Origin of the sequence: Streptomyces mutabilis, assembly GCF_014649815.1 — a bacterium.
Taxonomy (GTDB): Bacteria; Actinomycetota; Actinomycetes; order Streptomycetales; family Streptomycetaceae; genus Streptomyces; species Streptomyces mutabilis.
In genome coordinates, this window is record NZ_BMTT01000004.1 from 188,924 (window position 1) to 211,086 (window position 22,163).

Annotated in this window: 19 protein-coding genes and 4 pseudogenes; 11 read left to right on the forward strand and 12 right to left on the reverse strand. The window is 72.4% G+C overall.

From position 1 onward, the window contains the following. The first annotated feature begins 283 nt into the window (after positions 1-283). Positions 284-553, forward strand: coding sequence for a hypothetical protein (locus IE142_RS11620; RefSeq protein WP_191885658.1), 270 nt, complete (start codon positions 284-286; stop codon positions 551-553). Positions 554-823: 270 nt separating this feature from the next. Here IE142_RS11620 and IE142_RS11625 read toward each other — a convergent pair whose 3' ends face one another. Both IE142_RS11625 and IE142_RS11630 read right to left on the reverse strand, forming a co-directional pair. Next, complete coding sequence (locus IE142_RS11625; protein ID WP_229830367.1) at positions 824-1,168, reverse strand: DUF421 domain-containing protein; 345 nt, start codon at positions 1,166-1,168, stop codon at positions 824-826. A gap of 522 nt (positions 1,169-1,690) precedes the next feature. Next, entirely contained in the window at positions 1,691-2,950 is a 1,260-nt protein-coding gene (locus tag IE142_RS11630; RefSeq protein ID WP_229830370.1) for a cation:proton antiporter domain-containing protein, read from the reverse strand. Positions 2,951-3,080: 130 nt separating this feature from the next. Between IE142_RS11630 and IE142_RS36520 the strand changes: the two are divergent. The 3 genes and pseudogenes from IE142_RS36520 to IE142_RS11640 all read left to right on the forward strand — a co-directional run. After that, positions 3,081-3,498, forward strand: a pseudogene (locus IE142_RS36520) (nitrate reductase); the annotation flags it as partial. Between the two features lie 106 nt (positions 3,499-3,604). Then, a complete protein-coding gene (locus tag IE142_RS11635) occupies positions 3,605-4,888 on the forward strand; it encodes a cation:proton antiporter (RefSeq protein ID WP_191885659.1) in 1,284 nt (427 codons plus the stop codon). A gap of 430 nt (positions 4,889-5,318) precedes the next feature. After that, complete coding sequence (locus IE142_RS11640; RefSeq protein ID WP_229830420.1) at positions 5,319-5,702, forward strand: hypothetical protein; 384 nt, start codon at positions 5,319-5,321, stop codon at positions 5,700-5,702. Positions 5,703-5,862: 160 nt separating this feature from the next. On the opposite strand, the pseudogene IE142_RS37495 reads toward IE142_RS11640, so the two are convergent. From IE142_RS37495 to IE142_RS11655, 3 genes and pseudogenes are all read right to left on the reverse strand, one after another. Next, positions 5,863-6,111 (reverse strand): annotated as a pseudogene (locus IE142_RS37495) (DUF6098 family protein); the annotation flags it as partial. Positions 6,112-6,250: 139 nt separating this feature from the next. Beyond that, complete coding sequence (locus IE142_RS11650) at positions 6,251-6,478, reverse strand: DUF5133 domain-containing protein (RefSeq protein ID WP_043378195.1); 228 nt, start codon at positions 6,476-6,478, stop codon at positions 6,251-6,253. 125 nt (positions 6,479-6,603) lie between these two features. Next, a pseudogene (locus IE142_RS11655) lies at positions 6,604-6,912 on the reverse strand (CBS domain-containing protein); the annotation flags it as partial. 128 nt (positions 6,913-7,040) lie between these two features. Between IE142_RS11655 and IE142_RS11660 the strand changes: the two are divergent. The 3 genes and pseudogenes from IE142_RS11660 to IE142_RS11670 form a co-directional block, all read left to right on the forward strand. Further along, positions 7,041-7,408, forward strand: a pseudogene (locus tag IE142_RS11660) (hypothetical protein); the annotation flags it as partial. Then, positions 7,405-7,947: an XF1762 family protein gene (locus IE142_RS11665; RefSeq protein ID WP_229830375.1), complete on the forward strand. Its 543-nt coding sequence runs from the start codon at positions 7,405-7,407 to the stop codon at positions 7,945-7,947. The pseudogene IE142_RS11660 and the gene IE142_RS11665, both read left to right, overlap by 4 nt. Positions 7,948-8,087: 140 nt before the next feature. Beyond that, positions 8,088-9,803 (forward strand): SpoIIE family protein phosphatase, encoded by a 1,716-nt coding sequence (locus tag IE142_RS11670; RefSeq protein WP_229830377.1) that lies wholly within the window; start codon positions 8,088-8,090, stop codon positions 9,801-9,803. 80 nt (positions 9,804-9,883) lie between these two features. Here IE142_RS11670 and IE142_RS11675 read toward each other — a convergent pair whose 3' ends face one another. The 3 genes from IE142_RS11675 to IE142_RS11685 all read right to left on the reverse strand — a co-directional run bounded on the left by IE142_RS11675 (position 9,884) and on the right by IE142_RS11685 (position 11,360). Beyond that, positions 9,884-10,159, reverse strand: a complete 276-nt coding sequence (locus tag IE142_RS11675) for a hypothetical protein (protein WP_191885661.1) — start codon at positions 10,157-10,159, stop codon at positions 9,884-9,886. A 5-nt stretch (positions 10,160-10,164) separates the two neighbouring features. Continuing rightward, complete coding sequence (locus tag IE142_RS11680; RefSeq protein WP_191885662.1) at positions 10,165-10,749, reverse strand: DUF5994 family protein; 585 nt, start codon at positions 10,747-10,749, stop codon at positions 10,165-10,167. Positions 10,750-11,153: 404 nt separating this feature from the next. Continuing rightward, the gene (locus IE142_RS11685; RefSeq protein ID WP_191885866.1) at positions 11,154-11,360 is read right to left on the reverse strand and encodes an EF-hand domain-containing protein; all 207 of its coding nucleotides are present in this window, start codon (positions 11,358-11,360) and stop codon (positions 11,154-11,156) included. A 261-nt stretch (positions 11,361-11,621) separates the two neighbouring features. Between IE142_RS11685 and IE142_RS11690 the strand changes: the two genes are divergently transcribed. Genes IE142_RS11690 through IE142_RS11705 form a run of 4 tightly spaced genes read left to right on the forward strand, consistent with a single transcriptional unit; the run spans position 11,622 to position 14,949 of the window. Next, positions 11,622-12,479 carry a TetR/AcrR family transcriptional regulator gene (locus IE142_RS11690; protein WP_191885663.1) on the forward strand — a complete coding sequence of 286 codons (858 nt, stop codon included), beginning with the start codon at positions 11,622-11,624 and terminating at the stop codon, positions 12,477-12,479. 54 nt (positions 12,480-12,533) lie between these two features. Further along, positions 12,534-13,427 carry a beta-keto acid cleavage family enzyme gene (locus IE142_RS11695; protein WP_043378209.1) on the forward strand — a complete coding sequence of 298 codons (894 nt, stop codon included), beginning with the start codon at positions 12,534-12,536 and terminating at the stop codon, positions 13,425-13,427. 29 nt (positions 13,428-13,456) lie between these two features. Further along, the gene (locus IE142_RS11700) at positions 13,457-14,473 is read left to right on the forward strand and encodes a 3-hydroxyacyl-CoA dehydrogenase NAD-binding domain-containing protein (protein WP_229830379.1); all 1,017 of its coding nucleotides are present in this window, start codon (positions 13,457-13,459) and stop codon (positions 14,471-14,473) included. Continuing rightward, on the forward strand, positions 14,470-14,949 hold the full coding sequence (locus IE142_RS11705; protein ID WP_191885664.1) for a thioesterase family protein: 480 nt from the start codon (positions 14,470-14,472) through the stop codon (positions 14,947-14,949). Before IE142_RS11700 ends, IE142_RS11705 begins: the two co-directional genes overlap by 4 nt. Positions 14,950-15,107: 158 nt before the next feature. On the opposite strand, the gene IE142_RS11710 is transcribed toward IE142_RS11705, so the two are convergent. From IE142_RS11710 to IE142_RS11725, 4 genes are all read right to left on the reverse strand, one after another. Continuing rightward, positions 15,108-17,354: an SWIM zinc finger family protein gene (locus IE142_RS11710; protein ID WP_191885665.1), complete on the reverse strand. Its 2,247-nt coding sequence runs from the start codon at positions 17,352-17,354 to the stop codon at positions 15,108-15,110. After that, positions 17,351-20,314: an SCO1167/SCO6262 family helicase gene (locus IE142_RS11715; protein ID WP_191885666.1), complete on the reverse strand. Its 2,964-nt coding sequence runs from the start codon at positions 20,312-20,314 to the stop codon at positions 17,351-17,353. Before IE142_RS11715 ends, IE142_RS11710 begins: the two co-directional genes overlap by 4 nt. 110 nt (positions 20,315-20,424) lie before the next feature. Further along, on the reverse strand, positions 20,425-21,006 hold the full coding sequence (locus IE142_RS11720) for a sugar kinase (protein ID WP_191885667.1): 582 nt from the start codon (positions 21,004-21,006) through the stop codon (positions 20,425-20,427). Next, on the reverse strand, positions 21,003-22,151 hold the full coding sequence (locus IE142_RS11725; protein ID WP_191885668.1) for an ROK family glucokinase: 1,149 nt from the start codon (positions 22,149-22,151) through the stop codon (positions 21,003-21,005). The genes IE142_RS11720 and IE142_RS11725 overlap by 4 nt, the downstream gene beginning before the upstream one ends. Positions 22,152-22,163: the final 12 nt, after the last annotated feature.

The following is a 22,163-nucleotide window of genomic DNA, read 5'->3' on the forward strand; positions in this document are numbered from 1 at the left end:
CATCGACGCACCGGGACTGACCTCTCCCCCACCGGGCGGATGACGCCGACGGTGGGGTGGCCGCGGGTGGCCGCCAGGTCTTCAAGATTCTTGAGCGCTGCGACCGGAACCAACTCGGCAACGTCGAGGCACTCACTCAAGCGGCTTGACACGACATAGCAGCCTCGGGGGACGACTCCCACGCCCCCATTCGCGCCTGCCGCGTGTCCCACGCGGCACCATGGGTACCCGAGGAGCACCGCATCCCGTACCAGTCAACGCTCCGTTTGAAGGGATGATCCGGATGCTCATACTCGGACTGCTTCTCCTCGCAGCCGTAGGAGCCTTCACCGGCCTGGTGATCGCCGACAATCTCTCCGGTGGCCCCGAGTACACCGTGTCCGTACTCGGCCAGGACATCGGCACCATGAACACGCTGGCCGTCTTCTGCTCCGGCCTGGCCCTCGCGCTCATCTTCTGCGCGGCCCTGAGCGCGGTGGCGAGCACCGCGGCCCACCGCCGCCGCAGGCGCCCCCGCACGCACGCGACTCACCCCGCTGGCCCCGGCCGGTGAGACGGGCCCTGCACCGGCTCAAGGACATTTGCGGGCCGGGCGGCCAGGGAGGGTAGGGGCGCGAGACAGTTGAAGCCTTCACCGCCCGCAGTCACCCGGCGAGCCGGGGCGGTTCCGCCCCTCGCGTGGCGACCGCCCGGTGCGGGTACCGCGGCAATGAGCCTGTCCCCAGGACCTGGTTCGCGCGCCGCTCGTCGGTAGTACCTGCCGCGGGGCCCTCCGCATAGCCGCTTACGACGGCGGCGTCCAGGGCGGGCCCGTTCGGGCAGGTCAATGCCGGTCGCCGGGCTCGGGGACGGGCTGCTGTCCGACGTCGTGATGGCGCGTTTGCCGTTGCGGCACGCCGTCCATGGCGCTTCCCGAGCCGTGTTGCGAGCGGGAGATCACGCTGAAGCTGCCGTCCGTCTCCAGGACTACCGCGTGTACCAGCTCCAGCGCTCCGGTCCCCTGGGCACGGATCGCCTGACGCACCTCGTCCGGTGTGACCCGTTGGCGTCGCATCGCCTCATGGAGCAAGCGGCCCTCGTGCAACAGCAGGGTCGGCTCGGCTTTCACCAGCCGGCGAACACCCCGGAAGCGGACAGATGCCCAGGCGGTGACGAACTGCAGCGTCACCAGCGAGCCGAGTGCCAGGGCCCCTTCCCCGAGGGCCACCTGTCGGTTGAGCAGGATGGTCGCCAGGGTCGATCCCAGCGCGACCGTGACCGACCAGGTCGAAGGCGTTCATCTTCGACAGTGTCCGCTTGCCTGACGCACGTACCGCGGTGATGAGGATCGGGTAGGCCAGCCCCGCCATGAGGAGTACTGCGGAAGATTTCATTCCAGGAATCGAAGAACACGAATCCTCTGGTACCCGGCGCGAGAGCCCCTCGCACAAGGACCAGGGTCCGAAGACCGGTCCGTCAGGTCGGCGGCCGCCCCGGCGCCGCCCGGCCGAGCCTCGAACGCTTTCGGCCTCGTGCCTGTCGCCTGTCGCCGGGAAGACACGGTCGGCTGCGTGGTCAGGCTCGCCGACCACCGGATCGACCGGTCATGCGCGTGGAGACCGACGATGAGGCGCGAGCCGTCGTGCCGGACCGGGCACAGCGCTCCGGCCCCGCGATGGAGCGATGGACTCGTGGGTACACCTGGGCCGAGTCATTTCACGGTCCCCTCGGTTCCTCCGGTGGCCGCTCGACGGTAAAGGACCAGGCCGGGAGCTGTGGTGACGCCGTGCACGGCCGTGCTGGCCACGATGACCAGTGTCCCGGCTGCCAGGACCCCCGGGTCGACGCCGAGCCGGTGGGCTTCCATGGTCAGGTAGAACAGGGCCGAGACCCCGATGGGGCCGAACCAGCCCAGGAAGACGGCGTCCCGCCAGGACAGGGACAGGGGACCCTTGAGGGCGATCAGGACCGGCAGACGGCGCACCAACAGCGCACCGAGAACGAGCAGAATGCCGCGCCACCAGCCCAGCTCGCCCCACTCACGCCAGGGGATCATGGCTCCGAGCAGCACGAACAGCGGCAGGACGAGGAAACGGTTGACCGCTTCGTCGATCTTGTTCTCACTCGCTCGTTCGTCCACCGAACTGACCGCGTTGAAGGCCAGGCCGCTGACGAAGACGGCCAGAACGCCGTCGAAGCGCAGCAGCCCGGACGCGCCCAGCACGAAGAGGGCCAGCAGCAGGGTGTACACCAGCAGCGGGCCGGGGGAGATGCTTCCGCTCCTCTCCGCCACGCGCAGTACTTTCCCTCCCAGCCAGCCCGCTGCCACTCCGAGGACGAGCGCACCCAGCACCTGCCACAGGGACTCCGTCAGCGCTCGTGTCCCCGTCAGCGGTCCGGCGATCGCCGCAGCGGCGAGCACCAGGGGCAGCGCGAGCCCGTCGTTGGCGCCCGACTCCAAGGAGAGCAACTGCCGGGTCCGGGCGGCGATCCCCTTTTCTGCGGGCTCGCCGGTGACGACGCCGGAGGCGAGTACCGGGTCGGTCGGACACAGAGCCGCTCCCAGCAGCGCCGCCGTACCGAGCCCGAGTCCGAGTACGGCAGCCGACACCACCGTGGTGAGCAGTGCCATCCCGGCCATGGCCACGATCAGCAGGACGAGCAGCGGTCTCGCCTGCGCTCGCACCTCACGGAACGGATAGCGCAGGGCCACGGACATGACCGAGACCGCCAGGAGCAGACGGGACACCTCGTGCAGTTCCTTGTGTCCCTCCACCACCGTGGGCAGATCAACGGCTCCCAGCACCTCCGGGCCGAGGACCATTCCTGTCAGCAGGGCCAGGAGCGGCGCGCTCAGCGGAACCCGCCGGAGAGGCCCGGAGAGCGCCGCCACCACAAGTCCCAGGGCACCGACCACCGTCAGCAGGACGTTCAGCATGCCCGTCTGCTTGCCCGGCTGCGAAAGGAACATGTCCTGTCAGCCCGTCACTCCGCCCGATGGACCAGTCCCGCCGCAGACGACTGCTCCGGGTCATCGGACAGGTCCGGTGTGTTCCCAGGTGCTCCCATGGCTGGGCAAGCGACTCGGCACCGCGTGAACCATCCACCGAAGAACCCCAAAAAGGCGGGGAAGCCGGACGCCGTACGGGTCGGGCGTGCCCTGGCCGGTGCGGGTGGACACCCATCTGGCGGACGGCGTGAGCGCCGAGCAGAGTGGACCGGTGGGTGCCGTCGGCGTCCATCCTGCATTCGAACGGGGATGCGATGGACATCGCGGTGAAGGACGGCCGGATCGTCGGGGTGCGCGGCCGGGCGCACCACCGGGTCAACCACGGCCGGCTGGGTCCGAAGGACCTGTTCGGGTGGCAGGCGAACGCCGCCGCCGACCGGCTGACGCGGCCGCTGGTGCGGAAGAACGGCCGGCTGGTGTGGACCGACTGGGACACCGCGGTGGACCGCGTCGTGGCGCGGACCCGGGAGCTCATGGAGGAGCAGGGACGGGGTGCGATCGGCTTCTACGGCGGGTACGCATACCAGGACCGGGCTGTGGCAGAGGACAGGGCAGAGGCGCCTGCCGATCCGGGTCGGCGCCGTAGGGCCTGGCCGACAGCGGGGAGCGTTCTAGGTGGTACTCGTCATCGTCTTCGGAGCGGCGCTGTTGGTGGCCGTGCTGCTGTCCGGGCTGGCCGCCCGCTCGGTGCTGTCCACCTCGCTGCTGTTTTTGGTGGGCGGCGCGCTCGTCAGCGACGGCTTCCTCGGTCTGATCCACATCACGCCGGACAGCGACATCGTCCGGGTCACCGCGGATCTGGCGCTCTTCGCGGTGCTGCTCACCGACGGCATGCACGTCTCCTTCCCGGCCCTACGCCGGTCCTGGCGCAATCCGGCCCGCGCGCTCGGCCTGGGCATGCCGCTGGCCTTCCTCGGGGTCGCGCTGCTCACTCACTTCCTCGTCGGCCTGGACTGGACGACGTCCTTCCTGATCGGCGCCGTACTGGCACCCACCGACCCGGTGTTCGCCTCGGCCATCGTGAGCCGCAAGGAAGTCCCCGCCCGACTACGGCAACTGCTCAACATCGAAAGCGGCGTCAACGACGGCCTCGCACTGCCGTTCGTCCTCGTCTTCATCGCGGCCGCCGCCCCCGCCGGACACGCCGAGGACGTCGGTTTCGCCTCGATCGCCGGTGAACTCCTCCTCGGACTGCTCTTCGGCGTGACCCTGCCGCTGCTGGTGCACTGGCTGGTCCGGTTCCGGCTGCTGGGCGCTGAACCCTCGCTTCAGCCCCTGCTGCCGCTGGCGGTCGGAGTCATTCTGTACGCGGCCTGCCACCTCACCCACGCCAACCCCTACCTGGCCGCCTTCTCCGCGGGCGCGGTGAGCGCTGCCCTCGCGCCGCAGGCCAAGGACGCTTTCGAGCCGTTGGGGGGAGCCCTGGCCGAGCTGGCCAAGTTCGCGGCGCTGTTGGTCTTCGGCGCACTGCTCACCCCGCACCTCTTCGGCGAGCTGTCGATCGGCGGCTACGCGGTGGCGGTCCTGTGCATCGTCCTCATCCGTCCGGCCTCGCTGCTGCTGTCCCTGGTGGGCACCGACTTCAACCGCAAGGAGAAGCTCACCGCGGCGTGGTTCGGTCCCAAGGGATTCGCCTCGGTGGTCTACGGACTGCTGGTGCTCCAGGCCGGCATCCCGCGGGGCGAGGAGGCGTTCACGCTGATCGCCGTCACCATCGCCTTCTCGATCGTCGCCCACAGCAGCACGGACGTACCGATCGCACGGATCTTCGACGTCGAGGAACTGATCGGCCTCCCCGACGACGACGGAAGACCACAGCATCGGCCGGACCCCGGCATGCCGCAGGGGCACCGCGACACGGGAACCGGCAGCCACGACGACCGGCCCCGTACGCAGTGAACGGCCTGCCCGCGAATCCGACCGGTCAAGCGCCCACGCCCATGACGGCGCCAGCGGTGTAGCACTCCGGGGCACTCGGCGGGCCGGGGCTCGTCACCGGACAGGAGCCCTTGACGTTGCTCGGCCACCGGCAGCACTCCGCCCGCTCAGAACTTGTTGCCCGGTTCGTTGCGGCGAGTCTCGAACTCCTTGTGTCCGTTCGAGCAGGAGAGGATTTTGTCACATTCCTCAACATGGACTTTCTCGCTGCAACTGGCGCAGTAGAAGTCGCCAGTCCCCTGTGCCTTCTCGCCATGAAGCGCGCGCTGTGACAGGAACTGCCGGCCGGTACGACCAGAGAGCTGGTGATGACGCTGGACGAGAAGGCGGAGCAACGGCTGACCGGCCTACCCGACTCCCACGCGCCCGCACTCTGGAACGCCTGACCGGCATGCGGGAGCACTCCGGCCGTCAGGCCGTGCCGGTGAACCTGGCCGTGCACGTCGGCCAGGGCGCCCTCCTCGGCGTGCTGCGGTCGATGATGGCACACTCCGGGCTGTGCGGACCCTGGTCGTCGGCTAAGTTCGCCGTCGTCCGCCTCGCCAACGACCAGATCCTGGAGAACGCCACCGGCGTCGGCGCCCCGCCCCCGACCCTGGCCGCGCCGCGAACTCGTCGTCGACCTCCTTCACAAGACGGTTACGCCTTCGCCACCGGCGCCGACGCCCCGGCCGCGCGGTCGGGCCCCGGTCCGGGGCAGCGCCATGCGTCGGTTCGCGCCGGTCGGCAGCCGGACATGGGACCCGCGCCGCGTGACCAAGCCCGGAGGCGGTAGCGGCGCCGAGGGTTACTGGCGGTCGTGCCGTCTCGGTGACGGCCCCACCCAGGGACGCGTGGGGTACCTCAGGAACTTCGTCTCGGTCGAGTGGGTCCCAGCGCCCGGGCTGCTCGGTGATGACGCGGGAGGCTTCCGTGATCACCTGGTCGGCGATCCAGCCGAGGGGTTCGATCTCCGTCACCAGGGGCTCGTTGGCCGGTCCGCAGGCCCTCTCGGAGCCGTGCAGGACCCACGGCCGGGTGCGGGCGTCCTTGGCATACGGCGGGCGACAGTAGTCGTATAGTCGGCGGGCGACCCACACCCTCACAAGTCGCTCGCCCCATCAGTCCTCCAGGTCCAGTGGGCTGGCCGACAGGCCCGGCAGCTCGACTCCCGCCGGATCGTCCGTACTGCTCGTCTTCGGCAGATCGCTTTCAGGACCCCCGGAACCAGCGCATGTAAAGGCCGCGGCGGTGGGTGATGAGCCGGGTGAGCTCATCGAGGCTGCTGAACGTCGGCAGGTCGACGGACTTGGTCATGGTGCGGTGGGGCGATGCCGGGGGCAGTCAGGTGGTCAGAAGGGAGTCGTCTTCGGTACGCGCTCCAGGCAGCCGGTGGCGGGCGGCAACGAGGGCGGCGTCAACGTCGCGGGTCCCGGTCGACACGCACAGCGTGTAAGCGACGTCTTCCATACGCCGACGCGCCCCCTCGGTGCCGTCTTCGGCGTGCAGGGCGCGCAACGTCTCGTACTGCTCGATGAGGTTCTTCAGCACGACGGGGTGTGCCAAGAGCATGGGGAGTCTCCCTTGTCACCATCGCTCACGTGGGTCATACACCGACCCGTGTGCCCCGTCCTCCGGCCGCCAATCCAGTGCGTTCCCGCACCGGCGGCCAGAGGTCAGTAGGGCCAGTGCCCGGCTCAGTCGGTGGACAGGGCCTGGAGCAGGTCGCCGACCTTGGGGTCGGGCAGGGAGCGGGCGACGTCGGCCTGGGCGACCATGCCGACCAGGTCGTGACCGTCGATCACCGGCAGGCGGCGCACCTTGTGTTCCGTCATGGTGCGCAGGATCTCCTCCACGTCGTCGTCAGCGCCGATGGTCACGGCCTCGCCCTGGGCCAGGTCGCCGGCCGGGCAGGTCGCGGGGTCCTTGCCCGCGCCCAGCGCCTTCACGACGACGTCCCGGTCGGTCAGCACGCCCTTGAGCTTGTTGTCCGTGCCGCAGATCGGGGTGGTGGTCGTATATCGCGGTGGCGCGGGGTGGAGTCAGGCGCCGAGTTCGTCGACGGCGTCCTGCAAAGACGCCGACAGGCGCGTGACGTCCTCCTCGGTCGGCGCCGTGTCAGGGCCAGTAGCCCTGGGGAGACGCGGGCATGGATGCCATGGCGTCCGCCTCGACCGTCGAGGCCATCGGCTCCGGCGTCGACGACCCCGACTTCCACGTGAGAGCACGTCCACCTCTCGCTCGGAGCCCGGGAAGTCGACCTCGGTCAGCATGTGGCAGGAACGGATCCTGCCCGCCGGTGCGATCCGCGCCCTGCCCGAGGGCACCGCGCTGTGCTTCGCCACCGGCATGTGGGCCGCGATGCTCGACCTGCGACCGTGGTATCGGGAGCCGGGAGCGGAGGAGTTGTCCGCGGCGTACGGCCGCGCATCGGCGGAGATCACCGCCCGCGCCGTCGCGAAGCACGCGCCGACACAGTCCGGCTTCGGGAAGGCCGCGTGAGCGACGCCCCACTGCACCTGGTGCCGGTCCGCTCCTGTGAGGCGAAGGACTTCGTGCCCGCCCGGCACCGTCACCACCCGCCGCCCACAGGACAGATCTTCACGGTCGGCGCCACCGACGAGACCGGCACGCTGCGCGCCGTGGTCGCCATAGGCCGGCCGGTGGCCCGCCACCTGGACGACGGCGCCACCTTCCGATTTGCCCGGACCGCCGGCGACGGCGCCAGCAACGCCGGCTCACTGCTCTGCGGTGCCGCCTGGCGGGCGGCGAAGGCCCTCGGCTACCGAAGACTGATCACCTGCACGCAGGACGGCGGGAGCGGCACATCACTGCGCGGCACCGGATGGCGCGTGATCGCCGACCGGCCACCCCGTGCCGGATGGCACGCCCCGGCCAGCGGGCGGGACCGCGTCACCCGCGCTGCGGGAAGCCCTCTGACGAGCCCTCGCGGACGGCGGCGAGGACGGTGCGGGGTACGGCTCCGCCGGAGAACAGCCGACCGTCCGGGAGACGCGGAGTCCGGACAGAAGGCGGGATGACGGCTGAACTGGGCCGGACACTCCCCGCCGGCCGTCGGGCCGTGCCCACGTGCGCCGAGTGCCCCGTCGCCCTGCGAGCAGGACCGCGTCGGAGCACCATCGACGGGAAGGCAGTCTCCGGAGAGTCCGAGCGGGATGCGGTGGGTGATGACGTGGGGCTGTGGCCGGTGGGCGAGCCGGGCTTCTGGCGGCAGGTCGTCGAGCGGCTGGTCACGGCGGTGCTGGTGCTGGACACAGCCGGACGGGTGGTCGCCGCGAACCCGGCGGCCGAGCGGTTGCTGGGCCGCACCATCGCGGCGATGCGGGGCACTGACGCCCACGATCTGCTGCACCGGGACGCGGACGGCAATCGGGTGCCGCGGGACCGGTGCCCGCTGCTCCGCACGCTGGCCGAGGGGAAGGGAGCGCGCGGGGAAGGGGGCACGTATCTGCGGGGCGACGGTCGCCTGCTGGCGGTCTCCTGGTCCGCGTCCCCCCTTACGGAGGACGGCTCCGTCAGGGGTGTGGCACTGCTGTTCACTGATGCCACCGGGGAACCCCGCGTCCACCGCGAGCGAACGGCACGCACGCGCGCGCTGGAGGACCTCAACGAGCGGCTGTCCCTGGTCGCCGAGATCACGGACGTCCTGGGGCAGACCCTGGAAACCGATGAGGCGCTGGCCCGCCTGGTGCGCCTGCTGGTGCCCCGCCTCGCCGACTGGGCGGCGGTGGACCTCCGGACCGGCTCCGGGGAGATCCACCGGGTGGCAGTGACCGGTCCGGGGGGACGGAACGCGGGGTTCGAGGGCCGGCGCGAGCCCGCCCCGGAGGGGGCCGGTGAGGGGGAGGACTCGCCACTGGGCCGGGCGCTGACCGGTGGCGATTCCGTACTCCAGGAGCGGGTGGCTGCCGTCCTCCCGGCTGCCGGACACTCCCCTCTGGCGGCCATCCACAATGGCTTCCTGGCGGCGGTGGGCGCGAGTTCCGCCGTCACGGTGCCACTCGGCGCCCGGGACCGGATCACCGGGGCGCTGACGGTGGTGCGCACCGACCCGGCGCATCCCTTCGACGAAGGCGACCTGGTGGTAGTGAGTGACGTCGGCCGCCGGGTCGGCGTGGTCATCGACAACACCCGCCGCTACGGCCGTCAGCGCGCCGTCGCCGAGGCCATGCAGCGCAACCTGCTCGCACCGCTGCCCCGGCCCGGCCACCTCCGGCTGGCCGCCCGCTACCAGCCCGCCCCGGCGGGCTCGCAGGTCGGCGGGGACTGGTACGACGCCTTCACGCTGAAGGACGGCGCGCTCGCCCTCGTCATCGGTGACGTCGTGGGCCATGACCTGACCGCGGCCGCCGGCATGGCGCAACTGCACGGCATCCTGCGCTCACTGGCATGGGACCACACGGGACCGCCCGGCGCCGTCGTCGACCGCCTCGATGCCGCCATGCCCGTCATCACCACCGTGCCGCTGGCCACCCTGATCCTCGCCCGCGTCGAGGGCGACCCGGACACGGGACCGTGGACGCTCCACTGGACCAGTGCGGGACACCCGCCTCCGCTGCTCCTCTCCCCGGACGGCACCGCGTGCTATCTGGAAGCCGGCCAAGGACTGCTCCTCGGCACCGGTCCGGCCACCGGCGCGGGTCGGCCGGACGCCATGCATCCCCTGGATCCCGGCTCCACCCTGCTGCTGTACACCGACGGGCTGGTCGAGACACCGGGCAGTGACCTCGACACGGGGCTGGACCGGCTGCGCCGCCACGCCCTCGCGCACGCCTCCGAACCACTGGACACGCTGTGCGACCGCGTGCTCGCCGTCGTGCCTCCCGGCAGCACCGACGACGTGGCCCTGCTCGCCCTGCGCGTACCGCCGCCATGAGAGATGAACGCCTCCTGCCGGCTGGCGCTCACCAGCCTCCACAACGTCGGCGCCCCGCTCCGACGGGCCCGCGTCCGCGCTCAGCGTGCCGATACGTCGCGGGTACGGCGTCGAGGGCGCAGCCGTCCGCGTCTGCCGTCCCGGCGGCCCCGGGGCCCGTCGGCGTCGCTCGCGACGGCGGCCCGTCGGCGTGCGACCGGCCCGTCATCGGTCTTCCGGTCCGGTGCGACCACACCGCCACGGCCGTAGTGGAAGGCGGCGCTCCTGTCCCCGTGCTGAGAGTTCAGCCGGTGGATGAGGAACACGCCTGCCGCGATCACCGCCAGCAGCACGATCACCGTCACGAGGATGTCCACCGTCCTCACACCCTTTCCGGCCGTTCCGTCGGCGCCTCGGTGACTGCCCTGCCCCACGCGGGGATGACCAGGGCACCGGCTCCGTGTCCCCCTTCGGACTCCCACACCGCTTCCCGGTCGGCCTCGGCAGTCACCGTCAGACGCGCGGCCTCCGCCACCAGGCTGCTCCCGGTCGCGGTCCGGCGCGGGTCACTCGCCGCGGCCATCAGCCACGCGGCCGCAGCCGGAGGCATCCACGAGGGAACGACCAGCAGGTTCCAGCGGCCCACGTGGTAGGAGAGCAACAGTAGTTCGTGCTCGTCCTGCTCGAAGCGGAACCAGCCCACCTGCACCACGTGACCGGCCACAGGCACCCTGCGCGGGACGACCGGCCACTGGGCGGGATGCACCGTGACCCGGGTGATCCGTCCCCACAACGGATCGAGAACGGACGCCAGGCCGGGCAGTTCGGCGGTGAGATCGCGCGAACGCGGCCACCACGCTCCGTCCAGCAGGAGCGGTGCCGAACCGTCGGGAACAAGCGACAGACGCACGGGAGACGTGGGACGCCGGTCTTCGGACGTCAGCGGAGGGGAGACGGTCGCAGTCATGACGCGAACCCTGCCCCGGGCGGGCCTGAGCCGACCCGGCGTATTCGATCACCGGGAACGGCACAGGCGCGAATGTCCGTGCACGGAGTGTCCCCGGTTCCTTCAGCCTACTCTTCGCGGCGCCCGAGCGGGCCGTGGGCGCATCGGCCGCGCCGGCGCGCTCGCCGGACTGACGGCCACGTGGGGGAGCCGGCTCCACAGCGGATGAAGACTCGACGAGCCGCATCCGGTCCCGTCACGGGTGAACCAGGTGCACACACCCACCGAAGCCGCCAATGGGGAGACTCATGAAGAAGCGCACATGCTCGCGCCGCACCCTGCGCCGTGCGGCAGCACTCGTCAGCACCGCAGCCATGATCACGCTCGGCAGCATGGCCACGGCACCGACCGCCGGCGCTTCGGGCTCAGAGTCCCATGGAAGCCCGGAACTCCTCGAACGACACCTTCCGGTCACCGTCGGTGTCGATGGTGCCGATGAGTGCCTGCGCGGCATCGTCGGTGACGCCCGTGTCACCGAGTTCCTCGACGACCTTCCGGTACTCCTCCGCCGTCAACTGACCGTCACCGTCGACGTCGTAACGCTCGAAGACCTTCCGCGCCGCGGCTGCCATGTCTACCACGTGGGCGCCCTTCTCTCGCTGTTCCAGGACGGCTCCACCCTAGTGGCGCTTGACCAGGGCGTTCCCCGGAGGAGTGGTCGGACGGCGAGTGTCTGCCGTCCAGGCCCGCCGGACATGAGGGGTGTGCGCCGGTCAGGGCGGCGTTGCGATCCTGACTGACATGTCAGTCAGGATCGCAATAGCACTGCCGATGCGCACTTCACCCGTTCGCATTGTTGAGTTTTCCGCAACACGTGCCTAGGGTCGTGGCCCGTGGAAGCCGACGCCGTCCTCAAGAGCCCACCGACCGACGACACCGCCGCCCGAGTCCGCGAGGTCATCGCGGCCGCGGGCGTCAGCCAGCGTGAGTTCGCGCGCCGCGTCGTCATGGATCCGTCCAAGCTCTCGCGCGCGCTGAGCGGCACCCGCCGCTTCACGGCCGCGGAGCTGGCGCGGATCGCCGACGAGGGTCGGGTCGACGCCGGCTGGCTGCTCGGGACGCGCCCCCGCGAGAAGGCCCAGGCGCCGGCCGCCGGCGTCGAGGGCGGGCGACCGCTGCAGATCGTCCGCGAGACGGTCCGGCTGATCGCCGAGCACGGCTTCCACGCGGTGCGGGTCGCCGACATCGCTCGCGCCTGCGCCACCAGCAGCGCCACGATCCACTACCACTTCCCCGGCCGCGCCGAACTCCTGGAGGCGGCCGTGCGCTGGTGCATGGACGAGGACACCGCACGGCGTGCCGCGCGTCTCGCCGAGGCGGACGACGCGGCCGAGGAACTGCGCCAGCTGATCGCGCTGCAGACGCCGCGCACCGAGCAGCAGCGCCGCCAGTGGGCGGTGTGGCTCGACCTGTGGGCCGAGGCGGCGCGCTCCACGACGGTCGGCCTACTGCACTCCGAGTACTACCAGCAGTGGCGGGAGACCGTCGCCGACGTCGTACGCCGAGGTGTCGGACAGGGCGTGTTCCGCGCCGGGGTCGATCCGCAGGCGGCGGCACTGACGCTGACCGCGCTGATCGACGGCCTGGCGACACACGTCCTCTCGGTGAGCGGGCCGTCGTCCGCCGCGGCCGCGGACGCGATGCACGCCGCACTGACCGCCCACGTCGACCACACGATCCTGGCGCAGTAGGCCAGAGGCCACCGAAGTCCCGTACCCGCCCCTGCCCTCCCGGGAGGCCCCCGCATGCCCATGACCGAGAACGTCATCATCACCTGTGCGCTCACCGGCGCCGGTGACACCGTACGCAAGAGCCCACATGTCCCCGTCACGCCTGAGCAGATAGCCGGGAACGCCGTGGAGGCGGCCGCCGCCGGAGCGGCCGTCGTCCACATCCACGTACGCGATCCGGAGACCGGGGATCCGTCGCGCGACCCGAAGCTGTACCGGGAGGTCGTCGAGCGCATCAAGGAGACCGGCACCGACGTCGTCATCAACCTCACCGCCGGCATGGGCGGCGATCTGGTCATCGACCCGGACGACCCGCTCACCCACCTCCCCGGCACCGACCTCGTCAGCGGCCTGGAGCGCCTCCCGCACGTCGAGGACCTGCTGCCCGACATCTGCACGCTGGACTGCGGCTCGCTCAACTTCGGCGACGGTTCGAACCTCTACGTCTCGACGCCCGACATGCTGCGTGCGGGCGCGCGGCGCATCCAGGAGCTGGGCGTGCGGCCCGAGCTGGAGATCTTCGACACGGGTCAGCTCTGGTTCGCCAAGCAGCTGCTCGCCGAGGGCCTGCTCGACGACCCGACCGTGTTCCAGCTGTGCATGGGCATCCCGTGGGGCGCGCCGGCGGACCCCGGAGTGCTCCAGTCCATGGTCAACATGCTGCCGGAGGGCGCGCGTTGGGCGAGCTTCGCGCTCGGCCGGATGCAGATGCCGTGGGTCGCGCAGTCCATCCTGCTCGGCGGGCACGTCCGCGTGGGCCTGGAGGACAACCTGTACCTCGGCAAGGGCAACAAGGCGACCAACGCCCAGCTCGTCGAGCGGGCCGTGACCATCACCGAGTCGATCGGCGCACGCGTCGCGACACCGGACGAGGCCCGCGCCACGCTCGGCCTCATGCCGCGCAAGTAGTCCGCCGCGACGACGAAGGAGCAGCACTCATGGCCTCACCCGTGACGGGCTCGCCCGAACCGACCGCGCCGAAGGCGGCGTCACCGGATATCACCTCGCCGGAGAACGTCCGCCGCGTCGCCTGCGTCGGCGCCGGAGTCATCGGCGGTGGCTGGGTCGCCCACTTCCTGGCCCGCGGCTACGACGTGACCGCCTGGGACCCGGCGCCCGACGCCGGACGGAAATTGCGCCGCCTGGTCGACGCGGCGTGGCCGGCGCTCACCTCGCTCGGCCTCGCCGAGGGCGCGTCCACCGGCCGGCTCACTGTCACCGACACGCTCGAACAGGCCGTTGGCGACACCGAGTTCGTCCAGGAGAGCGCGCCCGAGAAGCTCGACCTCAAGCGCGATCTGCTGGCCCGCCTGGACGCGGCGACACCACCCGGCGTCGTCATCGCCTCCTCCACCTCCGGCTATCCGATGACCGACATGCAGACGGCGGCCGAGGACCCGTCGCGCCTGGTCGTCGGCCACCCGTTCAACCCGCCTTATCTCATCCCGCTCGTCGAGGTCGTCGGGGGCGAGCGCACCGACGCCACGGCGGTCGCCTGGGCCTCCCGCTTCTACGAGGTCGCGGGCAAGTCCGTCATCACGATGAACGACGAGGTACCGGGTTTCATCGCGAACCGCCTCCAGGAGGCCCTGTGGCGCGAGGCGCTGCACATGGTCGCGAACGGCGAGGCGACGGTCCGGGACATCGACCGGTCGATCACCGAGGGCCCCGGGCTGCGCTGGGCGGTGATGGGGCCGATGCTGACGTTCGCGCTCGCGGGCGGCGAGGGCGGCATGGCGCACATGCTGGACCACTTCGGCCCGTCCCTGAAGTCACCGTGGACGCGTCTGGAGGCGCCGGAACTGGACAAGCAGTTGTACGACGCCGTGGTGGCGGGCTGCGACGAGGCGGCGGACGGCCGCTCCATCGCCGACCTGGTGGCGGAACGCGACCGGGGGGTCATCGACGTGCTGCGCGCCACCGGCCGCCTGGACCGCGAGGAGGACTCCCGATGACGAGGCCTCCCCTGTTCCACAGCACGGTCCGCCCGGAGTGGATCGACTACAACGGCCACATGAGCGAGGCCTTCTACGTCCTCGTCTTCGGTCATGCCACGGACGCGCTGATGATCGAGACGGGCCTGGACTCCGGGTACCGCGAGTCCACGGGCTGTTCCCTCTACACGGTCGAGTCCCACATCCGCTTCCTCCGGGACGTGCCCGACGGCTCCCATCTGGCCGTCCGTACGCGCGTGTTGGGGGCGGCGGCGCGCAAGGCTCGCTTCGTGCACGAGATGTACGTGATGTCCGGACCGGAGTCGGAGCCGACGCCCGACGCGGCCCCGGTGGCGACCACGGAGCTGCTCGCGGTCCACGTCGACCGGCAGTCGGGCCGCGCCGCCGAGTTTCCGGACGCGGTGCGGCGCCGCTTCACGGAACTGACCGAACCGGCTCCTGAGTGGGCGGGCCGCTCGATCGGCGCCGTGGCCTGACGGGGAGCATTTCGACGCCCTATGGGGGAGTTCACCCAGGGTTAACGGTGTCATACAGGTCCAGGACGCCGTCGCTCGGGGGACATGCGCCTCGAACGCGTCCGGCGACCTGCTCAAGAGGTACCTCTCGCATCGCTGGTCGAGCCACGGGCAGCATGTCAGAGGTCGCCGGACGCGCCCAAGCCGGTCAGCGCGCCTACCGGGTCGAGGTCTGGGGTGCCGCGCGGCCACCAGTCGTCGCGGTCAGGCTCCGACTCGTAGGCGTACCACAGCCCGGTGCGGCCGAGCCGGAGCTGGACGTGGCCCTGGGGGTGGGTGAGGCGGTTCCGCCAGGGGCGGAAGGCGGGGAGGTCGGCGGCGAGCAGCAGCGGACGGGCGCGGTCGAAGCGGCCGGCCGGGGGGTCCCAGGCCTGCTCCAGGACGTCCAGGCCGTCGCGTCCACCCTGGCGCCAGGCGGCCACGGCTCGGGCCAGCTCCGCCGTGTCCCGGCCGGTGGCCTCGGCGAGGGACGCGTACAGCGCCCGGGTGCCGGCGGTGAGGCCGGAGCCGGGGCGGGCCGCGGCGAGACGGACCGCGTCCTGCCACAGCGTCAGCCCGCCGACCGGGTCGCGGCCCGTGGTGAGCAGGGCGTGGGCGCGGGCCGCGGCGTCGGTGGCCAGCTGGTCCAGCACGAAGGGGTCCGGGCCGCCCGGGGCCGCCGGGTAGGCCGGGGGCTGTTCGGGATGTGGGGGCGGGGGCAGCGGCGCCGGGAGCTGCGGCAGCGTGCGCGCCGCGAGGGTTTCGGCGGCCCGGACGCCGGGCAACGGCGTCGGCCCCCGGTCCCGGGCGGCGCGTGCGGCGTGGGCCGCGTTGCGCCGGGACAGGGTGTCGAGCAGCGTGCGTTCGCCCCGGCCGCGCAGCAGGAGCAGGACGAAGGGGTCGGCGTCGAGCAGACGTGCCGCCTGGTAGCAGAGGGCCGCGGCGTGCTTGCAGGGGTGCCCGGAGTCGGGGCAGCTGCACCGCGGGGCGAGGTCGCCCGGGCCCGGGAGGAGAGGCACTCCGCAGTCGGCCAGGGAGTGCGGCAGTTCCTTGTCGAGCAGGGCCGCGATGTGCCCGGGTCGCTCGACGGCGGCGTTCAGGAACCGCTCCCAGTCGGTGTCGTCGAGCGTGCGCAGCCGCACCTGGACACGGTACGGACGGGAACGGCTGCCCTGCACATAGGCGAGGAGCAGGCCGGGCGTCACGGTGATCGCGTCGACCTTCCCCCGCTCGGCGTACCCGCGCCCCCGGGCCAGCCGCGCGGCGTCCAGGGCGCCCTCCTCCAACGCGGTCACCCATGCAGTGCCCCACCAGGTCGCGGCGAAGCCGTCCTCCGCCGACGACCGGGACGGCAGGGCGGGGAAGGTGCGGCGCAGCTCGCCGTCCCGGTCCGGGGCCGCCATGGAACGGGGCGCGCGGGGCTGCGCGGCCGGCTCGGAGGGCGGCGAGGCGGCGGCTTCTCCGTGCGCCTCCCGGTGCGGAGCCGGGCGCGTGGGCCGGTGCGCGGAGCCGTCCGGCACTGCGGGGGCGCGCTCCGGGGCCGGTGCCGACGGGCGCCGTCGTGGGGATGGGGCGTACGACGAGGGGGGTGGGGTCGGCGGAGCGGCCGAGGGAGCCGGCACCTTCGCTGGGTCCTCCGCAGCCCCGTCGGCGGGCTCCCCGGTGAGCGGGGGCCTCCCGAGGGCCGCTGTCTCCCCTCGCGACGGGCCCTCCCCCGCGGTGTCCGCCTCCACGGTGTCCGCCTCAGGAGGCAGCCGGAAGGCGCCCGCGGCGAATTGCCGTACGGCACGAGCGCGGGCGTCGGCGGTGCGCGAACCGCCGGTCCGCTGCGGAGCACGGGCCGGCCGCCGTGACGTCACCGTCCCCTTGGCCGCCGGATCCGGCCTCGGCTGTCGGCGAGCCGCCCGCAACGCCTCGCGTGCCGCGTCCCCGGGCCGGCCTTCCGCCGTGTGGCCGGAACGGTCCGCCGGGGTGGTTGCGGTCGCCGCACCGGCGGTGGACGGCCGAGCGAGCCGATTCGCCGCTTCGGGCCGGTCGGCTTCCGTTCCCTGGTTGCCGGGCGGGTCCGACAGGCTGTCCAGGGCCGGGTCCGGTCGCTCCGTGGCCCCGCCCGCGGTGCGGGCGTTGCGCAGTGCCTCGCGTGCGACGTCACCGGGGCGCGGCCCGGTGCGCTCCCCGCTTCCCACGGCCCGGCTCTGGACGTGGGGCTGGGGCTGGACATCGGAATCCCCGTCCTGCTGCCCTGCCGTCGCGTCCTCGCCGGCGTCGGGGGCGGCAGCCGCGTCCGTGTCGGCGGTCGTTCCGGCGGTCGTGGCCTGGGTTTCCTCACCGCGTTCACGCACCGCGCGCAGTGCGCGGCGGACCTCGTCGGCGGGACGGGGGGTCATGACGGCCTCCGCAGGGACACCAGGTCGGACAGTTCACGGATCGTCAGCTCGGTCAGTGCCGACTCGCCGGAGCCGAGGACCGCCTCGGCCAGCGCCCGCTTAGACCGGAGCATGTCGGCGATGCGGTCCTCGACCGTGCCCTCGGTGATGAGGCGGTGTACCTGGACCGGCTGAGTCTGGCCGATGCGGTAGGCACGGTCGGTGGCCTGCTCCTCGACGGCCGGGTTCCACCAGCGGTCGAAGTGCACGACGTGAGCCGCGCGGGTGAGGTTGAGACCGGTACCGGCGGCCTTCAGGGACAGCACGAGAACGGGCGTCGCCCCGCTCTGGAAGCGGTCCACCATCCGCTCGCGCTCCGGAACCGGCGTACCGCCGTGCAGCAGGTCGACGGGGACCGCGCGGGCGAGCAGGTGGGAGGTGATCAGGCGGGCCATGCCGACGTACTGGGTGAAGACCAGAACCGAGCCGTCCTCCGCGAGCACGGTGTCCAGCAGCTCGTCCAGGAGGGCGAGTTTGCCGGAGCGAGCGGTCAGCCGGTGGTGGTCGGAGGTGCCCGGCGCGTGTTCCTCCTTCAGGAACAGCGCGGGGTGGTCGCAGATCTGTTTGAGCGAGGTCAGGAGTTTGAGCACCAGACCTCGGCGGCCCATGCCCTCGGCCGCTTCGATGGCGGCCATCGACTCGCGCACCACCGCCTCGTACAGTGCGGCCTGTTCGCGGGTGAGCGGGACGGGATGGTCCGTCTCGGTCTTCGGCGGCAGCTCCGGGACGATGCCCGGGTCGGACTTCCTGCGGCGCAGCAGGAAGGGGCGGATCAGACGGGCGAGGCGCTCCGTCGCCTCCTCGTCCTCGCCGTTCTCCACCGCGCGGGCGTGCCGGGCTCGGAAGGACTTCAGGGGGCCGAGGAGGCCGGGGGTCGTCCAGTCGAGGAGCGCCCACAGCTCGGAGAGGTTGTTCTCCACCGGGGTGCCGGTCAGCGCCACGCGGGCGGGGGTCGGGATCGTGCGCAGGGCCTTGGCCGTCGCGGAGTACGGGTTCTTGACGTGCTGCGCCTCGTCAGCGACGACCATGCCCCAGTGCCGCTCGGCCAGGGTCGCCGCCGCGGACCGCATGGTGCCGTACGTGGTGAGGACGAAACCGCCGGTCACGTCGTCCAGGGTGCGGTCGGGGCCGTGGAAGCGGCGGACGGGCACGCCGGGCGCGAAGCGGGTGATCTCCCGCTGCCAGTTGCCCAGCAGGGAGGCCGGGCAGACCACCAGCGTCGGCGCGGTGTGGGCCCGCTTGAGGTGCAGGGCGATGACGGTGACCGTCTTGCCGAGGCCCATGTCGTCGGCGAGGCAGCCGCCGAGGCCGAGGGACGTCATGAGGTGCAGCCAGGCCAGGCCGCGCAGCTGGTAGTCGCGGAGGGTGGCGTGCAGCCCGGGCGGCGGCTCCGCGGGACGTACCCCGGCCGTGAGCCGGTCGCGGAGGGCGGCCAGCGCGCCGACCGGTACGACCTCGACCGTCTCGCCGTCGGCCTCCGCGCTGCCGGTCAGGGCTACGGACAGCGCGTCGACCGGGTCGAGCAGGCCGAGGTCGCGCCCCCGGGCCCGGCGGACGAGGGCCGGGTCGACCAGGACCCAGCGGTCGCGCAGCCTCACGACCGGTCGGTGGGCCTCCGCGAGCGTGTCCATCTCGGCCTCGGTGAGCGGGTCGCCGCCGATGGCCAGCTGCCAGCGGAACTGGAGGAGGTCCTCGCTCTCGAAGAAGCCGGTGCCGTCCGTCGCCGAGCCGGGCGCCGGCCGGACCACCGCGGTGGCGGTGAGGTCCTGGGCCAGGTCGCGGGGCCAGTGCACGGCTACCCCGGCGGCGGAGAGCCGGCCGGCCGCCACGCCCAGCAGGTCGGTGACCTCCTCCTCGGACAGGCTGAGGACGTCGGGCACGTCCTGTTCGGTGAGCCGGTCCAGCGGCGGCCAGACCCGGGCGGCCCGCCGCACCGCGAGGGCCGCGTCCACGCGCGCGCGGGGACCGAACGCCGCGTCCGCCGCTCCCGACCACAGGTCCGCGGCGTCGGCCACGAGGGTGGGGTCGGCGAGGTTGTGCACCTGCACGACCGCCGCCCCGGCACTGCGCGCGCCGCCGTTGCCTTCGGTGTCCCCGTCGAAGAGGTCGTACGCCGACAGGTCGAGTCGGAGGGAGATCCGCACGCCCGCGTCCATGCCGGCGGCGACCTCGGCGGCCCAGTCGTGGGCGCCCGGCAGGCGGTGGGCTCCGCGGTCGGCGAAGGGCCGGCCGCAGGCGTGGGGCGCCGCCGGGGTGCGCGGCAGGGTGTCGGCGACCGCGTCCAGGAAGGCACGGATCAGCGCTTCCGGCTCGGGCAGCCGGATCGGGCCGGGGCCGTCCAGCGGGACCGCGTGTCCTTCAGGGGGCAGTGCGGCGGCCACCGCCCGCAGATGCGCGATGTCGTCGGGGCCCAGCGGGCCGGCCCGCCAGGCGTCGTGCCCGGTCGGCGTCAGGCCGGGCAGCAACCGGCCTCGCGCGGTGAGCCGCAGGGCGTGCAGGGCGGCGGCGCCCCAGCAGGCGGTGGCCGGGTGGGCGGCCGGGTCGTGCCGGGCCCGCACCAGCAGGGGCAGGGCCTCGGTGAGTGGGAGCGACAGCGCGGGCGTCGTCCTGCGTCGCGCCCCGGCGCCGTGCCGCCGCACGACGGTGAGCTCCGTGACCCGGGCGGGCGGCGGCGCACCGTGCCGGAGGGCAGCGTCGGCGGCGGGCCCGTCCCCGGCCCCGTACTGCGCGAAGGTCTCGATGTCGGACCCGTCCCCGGAATCCCAGAAGACGATCCGCCCGTCGCGCGGGAGCGGTGCGGGCAGGAAGACGGCGGCGAGCCGGACCGCGGCGAACGAAAGGACGTCCTCGGGCGGCCAGGTCCGCCCGCGCGCCTCGGCGTGCCCGGTCTCCGGCGTGCCCGCCACGGCCACGTCGCTCATACGTCCTGTCACCTCCCGCCCGCCCGCCGGATCAGATGTCTTCGACTCTACGGGCGGGGTCTGACAATCGGCTCCGGCGGCCTGCCGGGGCCCGGACGCGCGGATGTCGGTCAGGGCACCGTTCGGGAGACGACGTAGACCATCGGATACTCCGGATTCTTCATGTTCACCATGATGTCCTGGGTGGGCGCCGGGTTCCGCTGCTCGTTGACCAGGCCCCACCAGGGGCCGGATCGGCCGAAGTCCCAGCCGGTGACGCGCTGGGCACGGTCGCTGATGGCGATCTTGTCCTTCCTCAGCGCGTCCCGGTCGACGCCGAGTCCCGCCAGGAAGGCGTCGAGACCGGCTTCGCTCGTCTCGAACTGGACGTAGAGACGGCTGGTCTTCCAGTTGTTGGTCTCGTAGTACGCCATCTTGTTCGCCGGGAGCGGGACGGGTACCTCGTAGATGCGGCGCTGGAGCTTGGACGGCCAGCCCCGGGTCATGCCGGTCGCCGCGTACTTCGCCTCCTTCTTCCTGCCGCTGTCGCGGCTCTGGTTGGCGGAGATCACGAGGTAGCCGGCCGGGATGCCGATGAGCAGCACGATGATGAGCAGGGTGAGCGACCTGCGGCGGATCATGTGCCGGCGGTCCTCCGCCGGGGGCCGGGGTTCGTCCGGAGGCCCGGCCTGGTGGGGCAGCGATTCCGTCACAGCGACTCCCGGGCCGTGCGGCGGGCCTCCGCGTACCGCTCGTAGCGCTCGTACCGCTCAACCCGGCGCCGTTTGGCGCGGCGGAACCGGCGGGCGACCAGGCGGGCCAGGTCGGCGGCGCCCACCATGCCGGCCTCGGGTCCGAGCTGGGCGCGGACGATGCGGGCCTCGGGGCGGTAGCCGCGGCCGGTGAGCTGGCGCTTGAAGGCGTCGCGGGCGGGTCCGATCAGCAGGTCGTCGGCGGCGCTGACCCCGCCGCCGATCACGAAGCAGGACGGGTCGAGGGCCGCGGCGAGGTTCGCGATGCCGACCCCGAGCCACTGGCCGATGTCCTGGAGCAGCTCGATGCACATGGCGTCGCCGTCGCGGGCCAGCTCGGTGATCATCGGGCCGGTGATGTCGCCGATGCTGCCCTTGACGTGCTCGATGATCCCGTACGCCACCGGCGAGTCGGCGGCGGCCAGCTCGCGGGCCTCCCTGACCAGGGCGTTGCCGGAGCTGTACTGCTCCCAGCAGCCGCGGTTGCCGCACGGGCAGCGGTGGCCGCCGGGGACGACCTGCATGTGGCCGAACTCGCCGGCGACCCCGTACTTGCCCCGCTTGACCTGGCCGTCCTCGAGGATCGCGCCGCCGATTCCGGTGCCGAGAGTGATCATGACGAGGTGGTCCTCGCCGCGTCCGGCGCCGAAGCGCCACTCGGCCCAGGCGGCGGTGTTGGCGTCGTTGTCCACCAGGACGGGAACGGCGAGGCGGCCGGCGATGCGGTCGCGCAGCGGTTCGTTGCGCCAGGACAGGTGGGGGGCGAACAGGACGCGGTTGCGGTCGGCGTCGACCCAGCCGGCCGCGCCGATGCCGACGGCGTGCACGTCGTGCCGGTCGGACAGGTCCAGGACCAGTTCGACGATGGTGTCCTCGACGACCTTGGGGCTCTTGGACTTGTCCGGGGTCTCCGTGCGGAGCTTCTCCAGGATGTTGCCGTCGGCGTCCACGACGCCCGCCATGACCTTCGTGCCGCCGATGTCGATGCCGACCGTGGGCACGCGGGGCGCCGTCAGGTGCGAGCGGCGTTCCCTGGTGCCCACGGTGCGCAGGACCGGGGCGCGGCGGGAGCCGATGGGGGCGGTGAAGTCGCGGTAGGTGCTCATCGGGTGCGATTG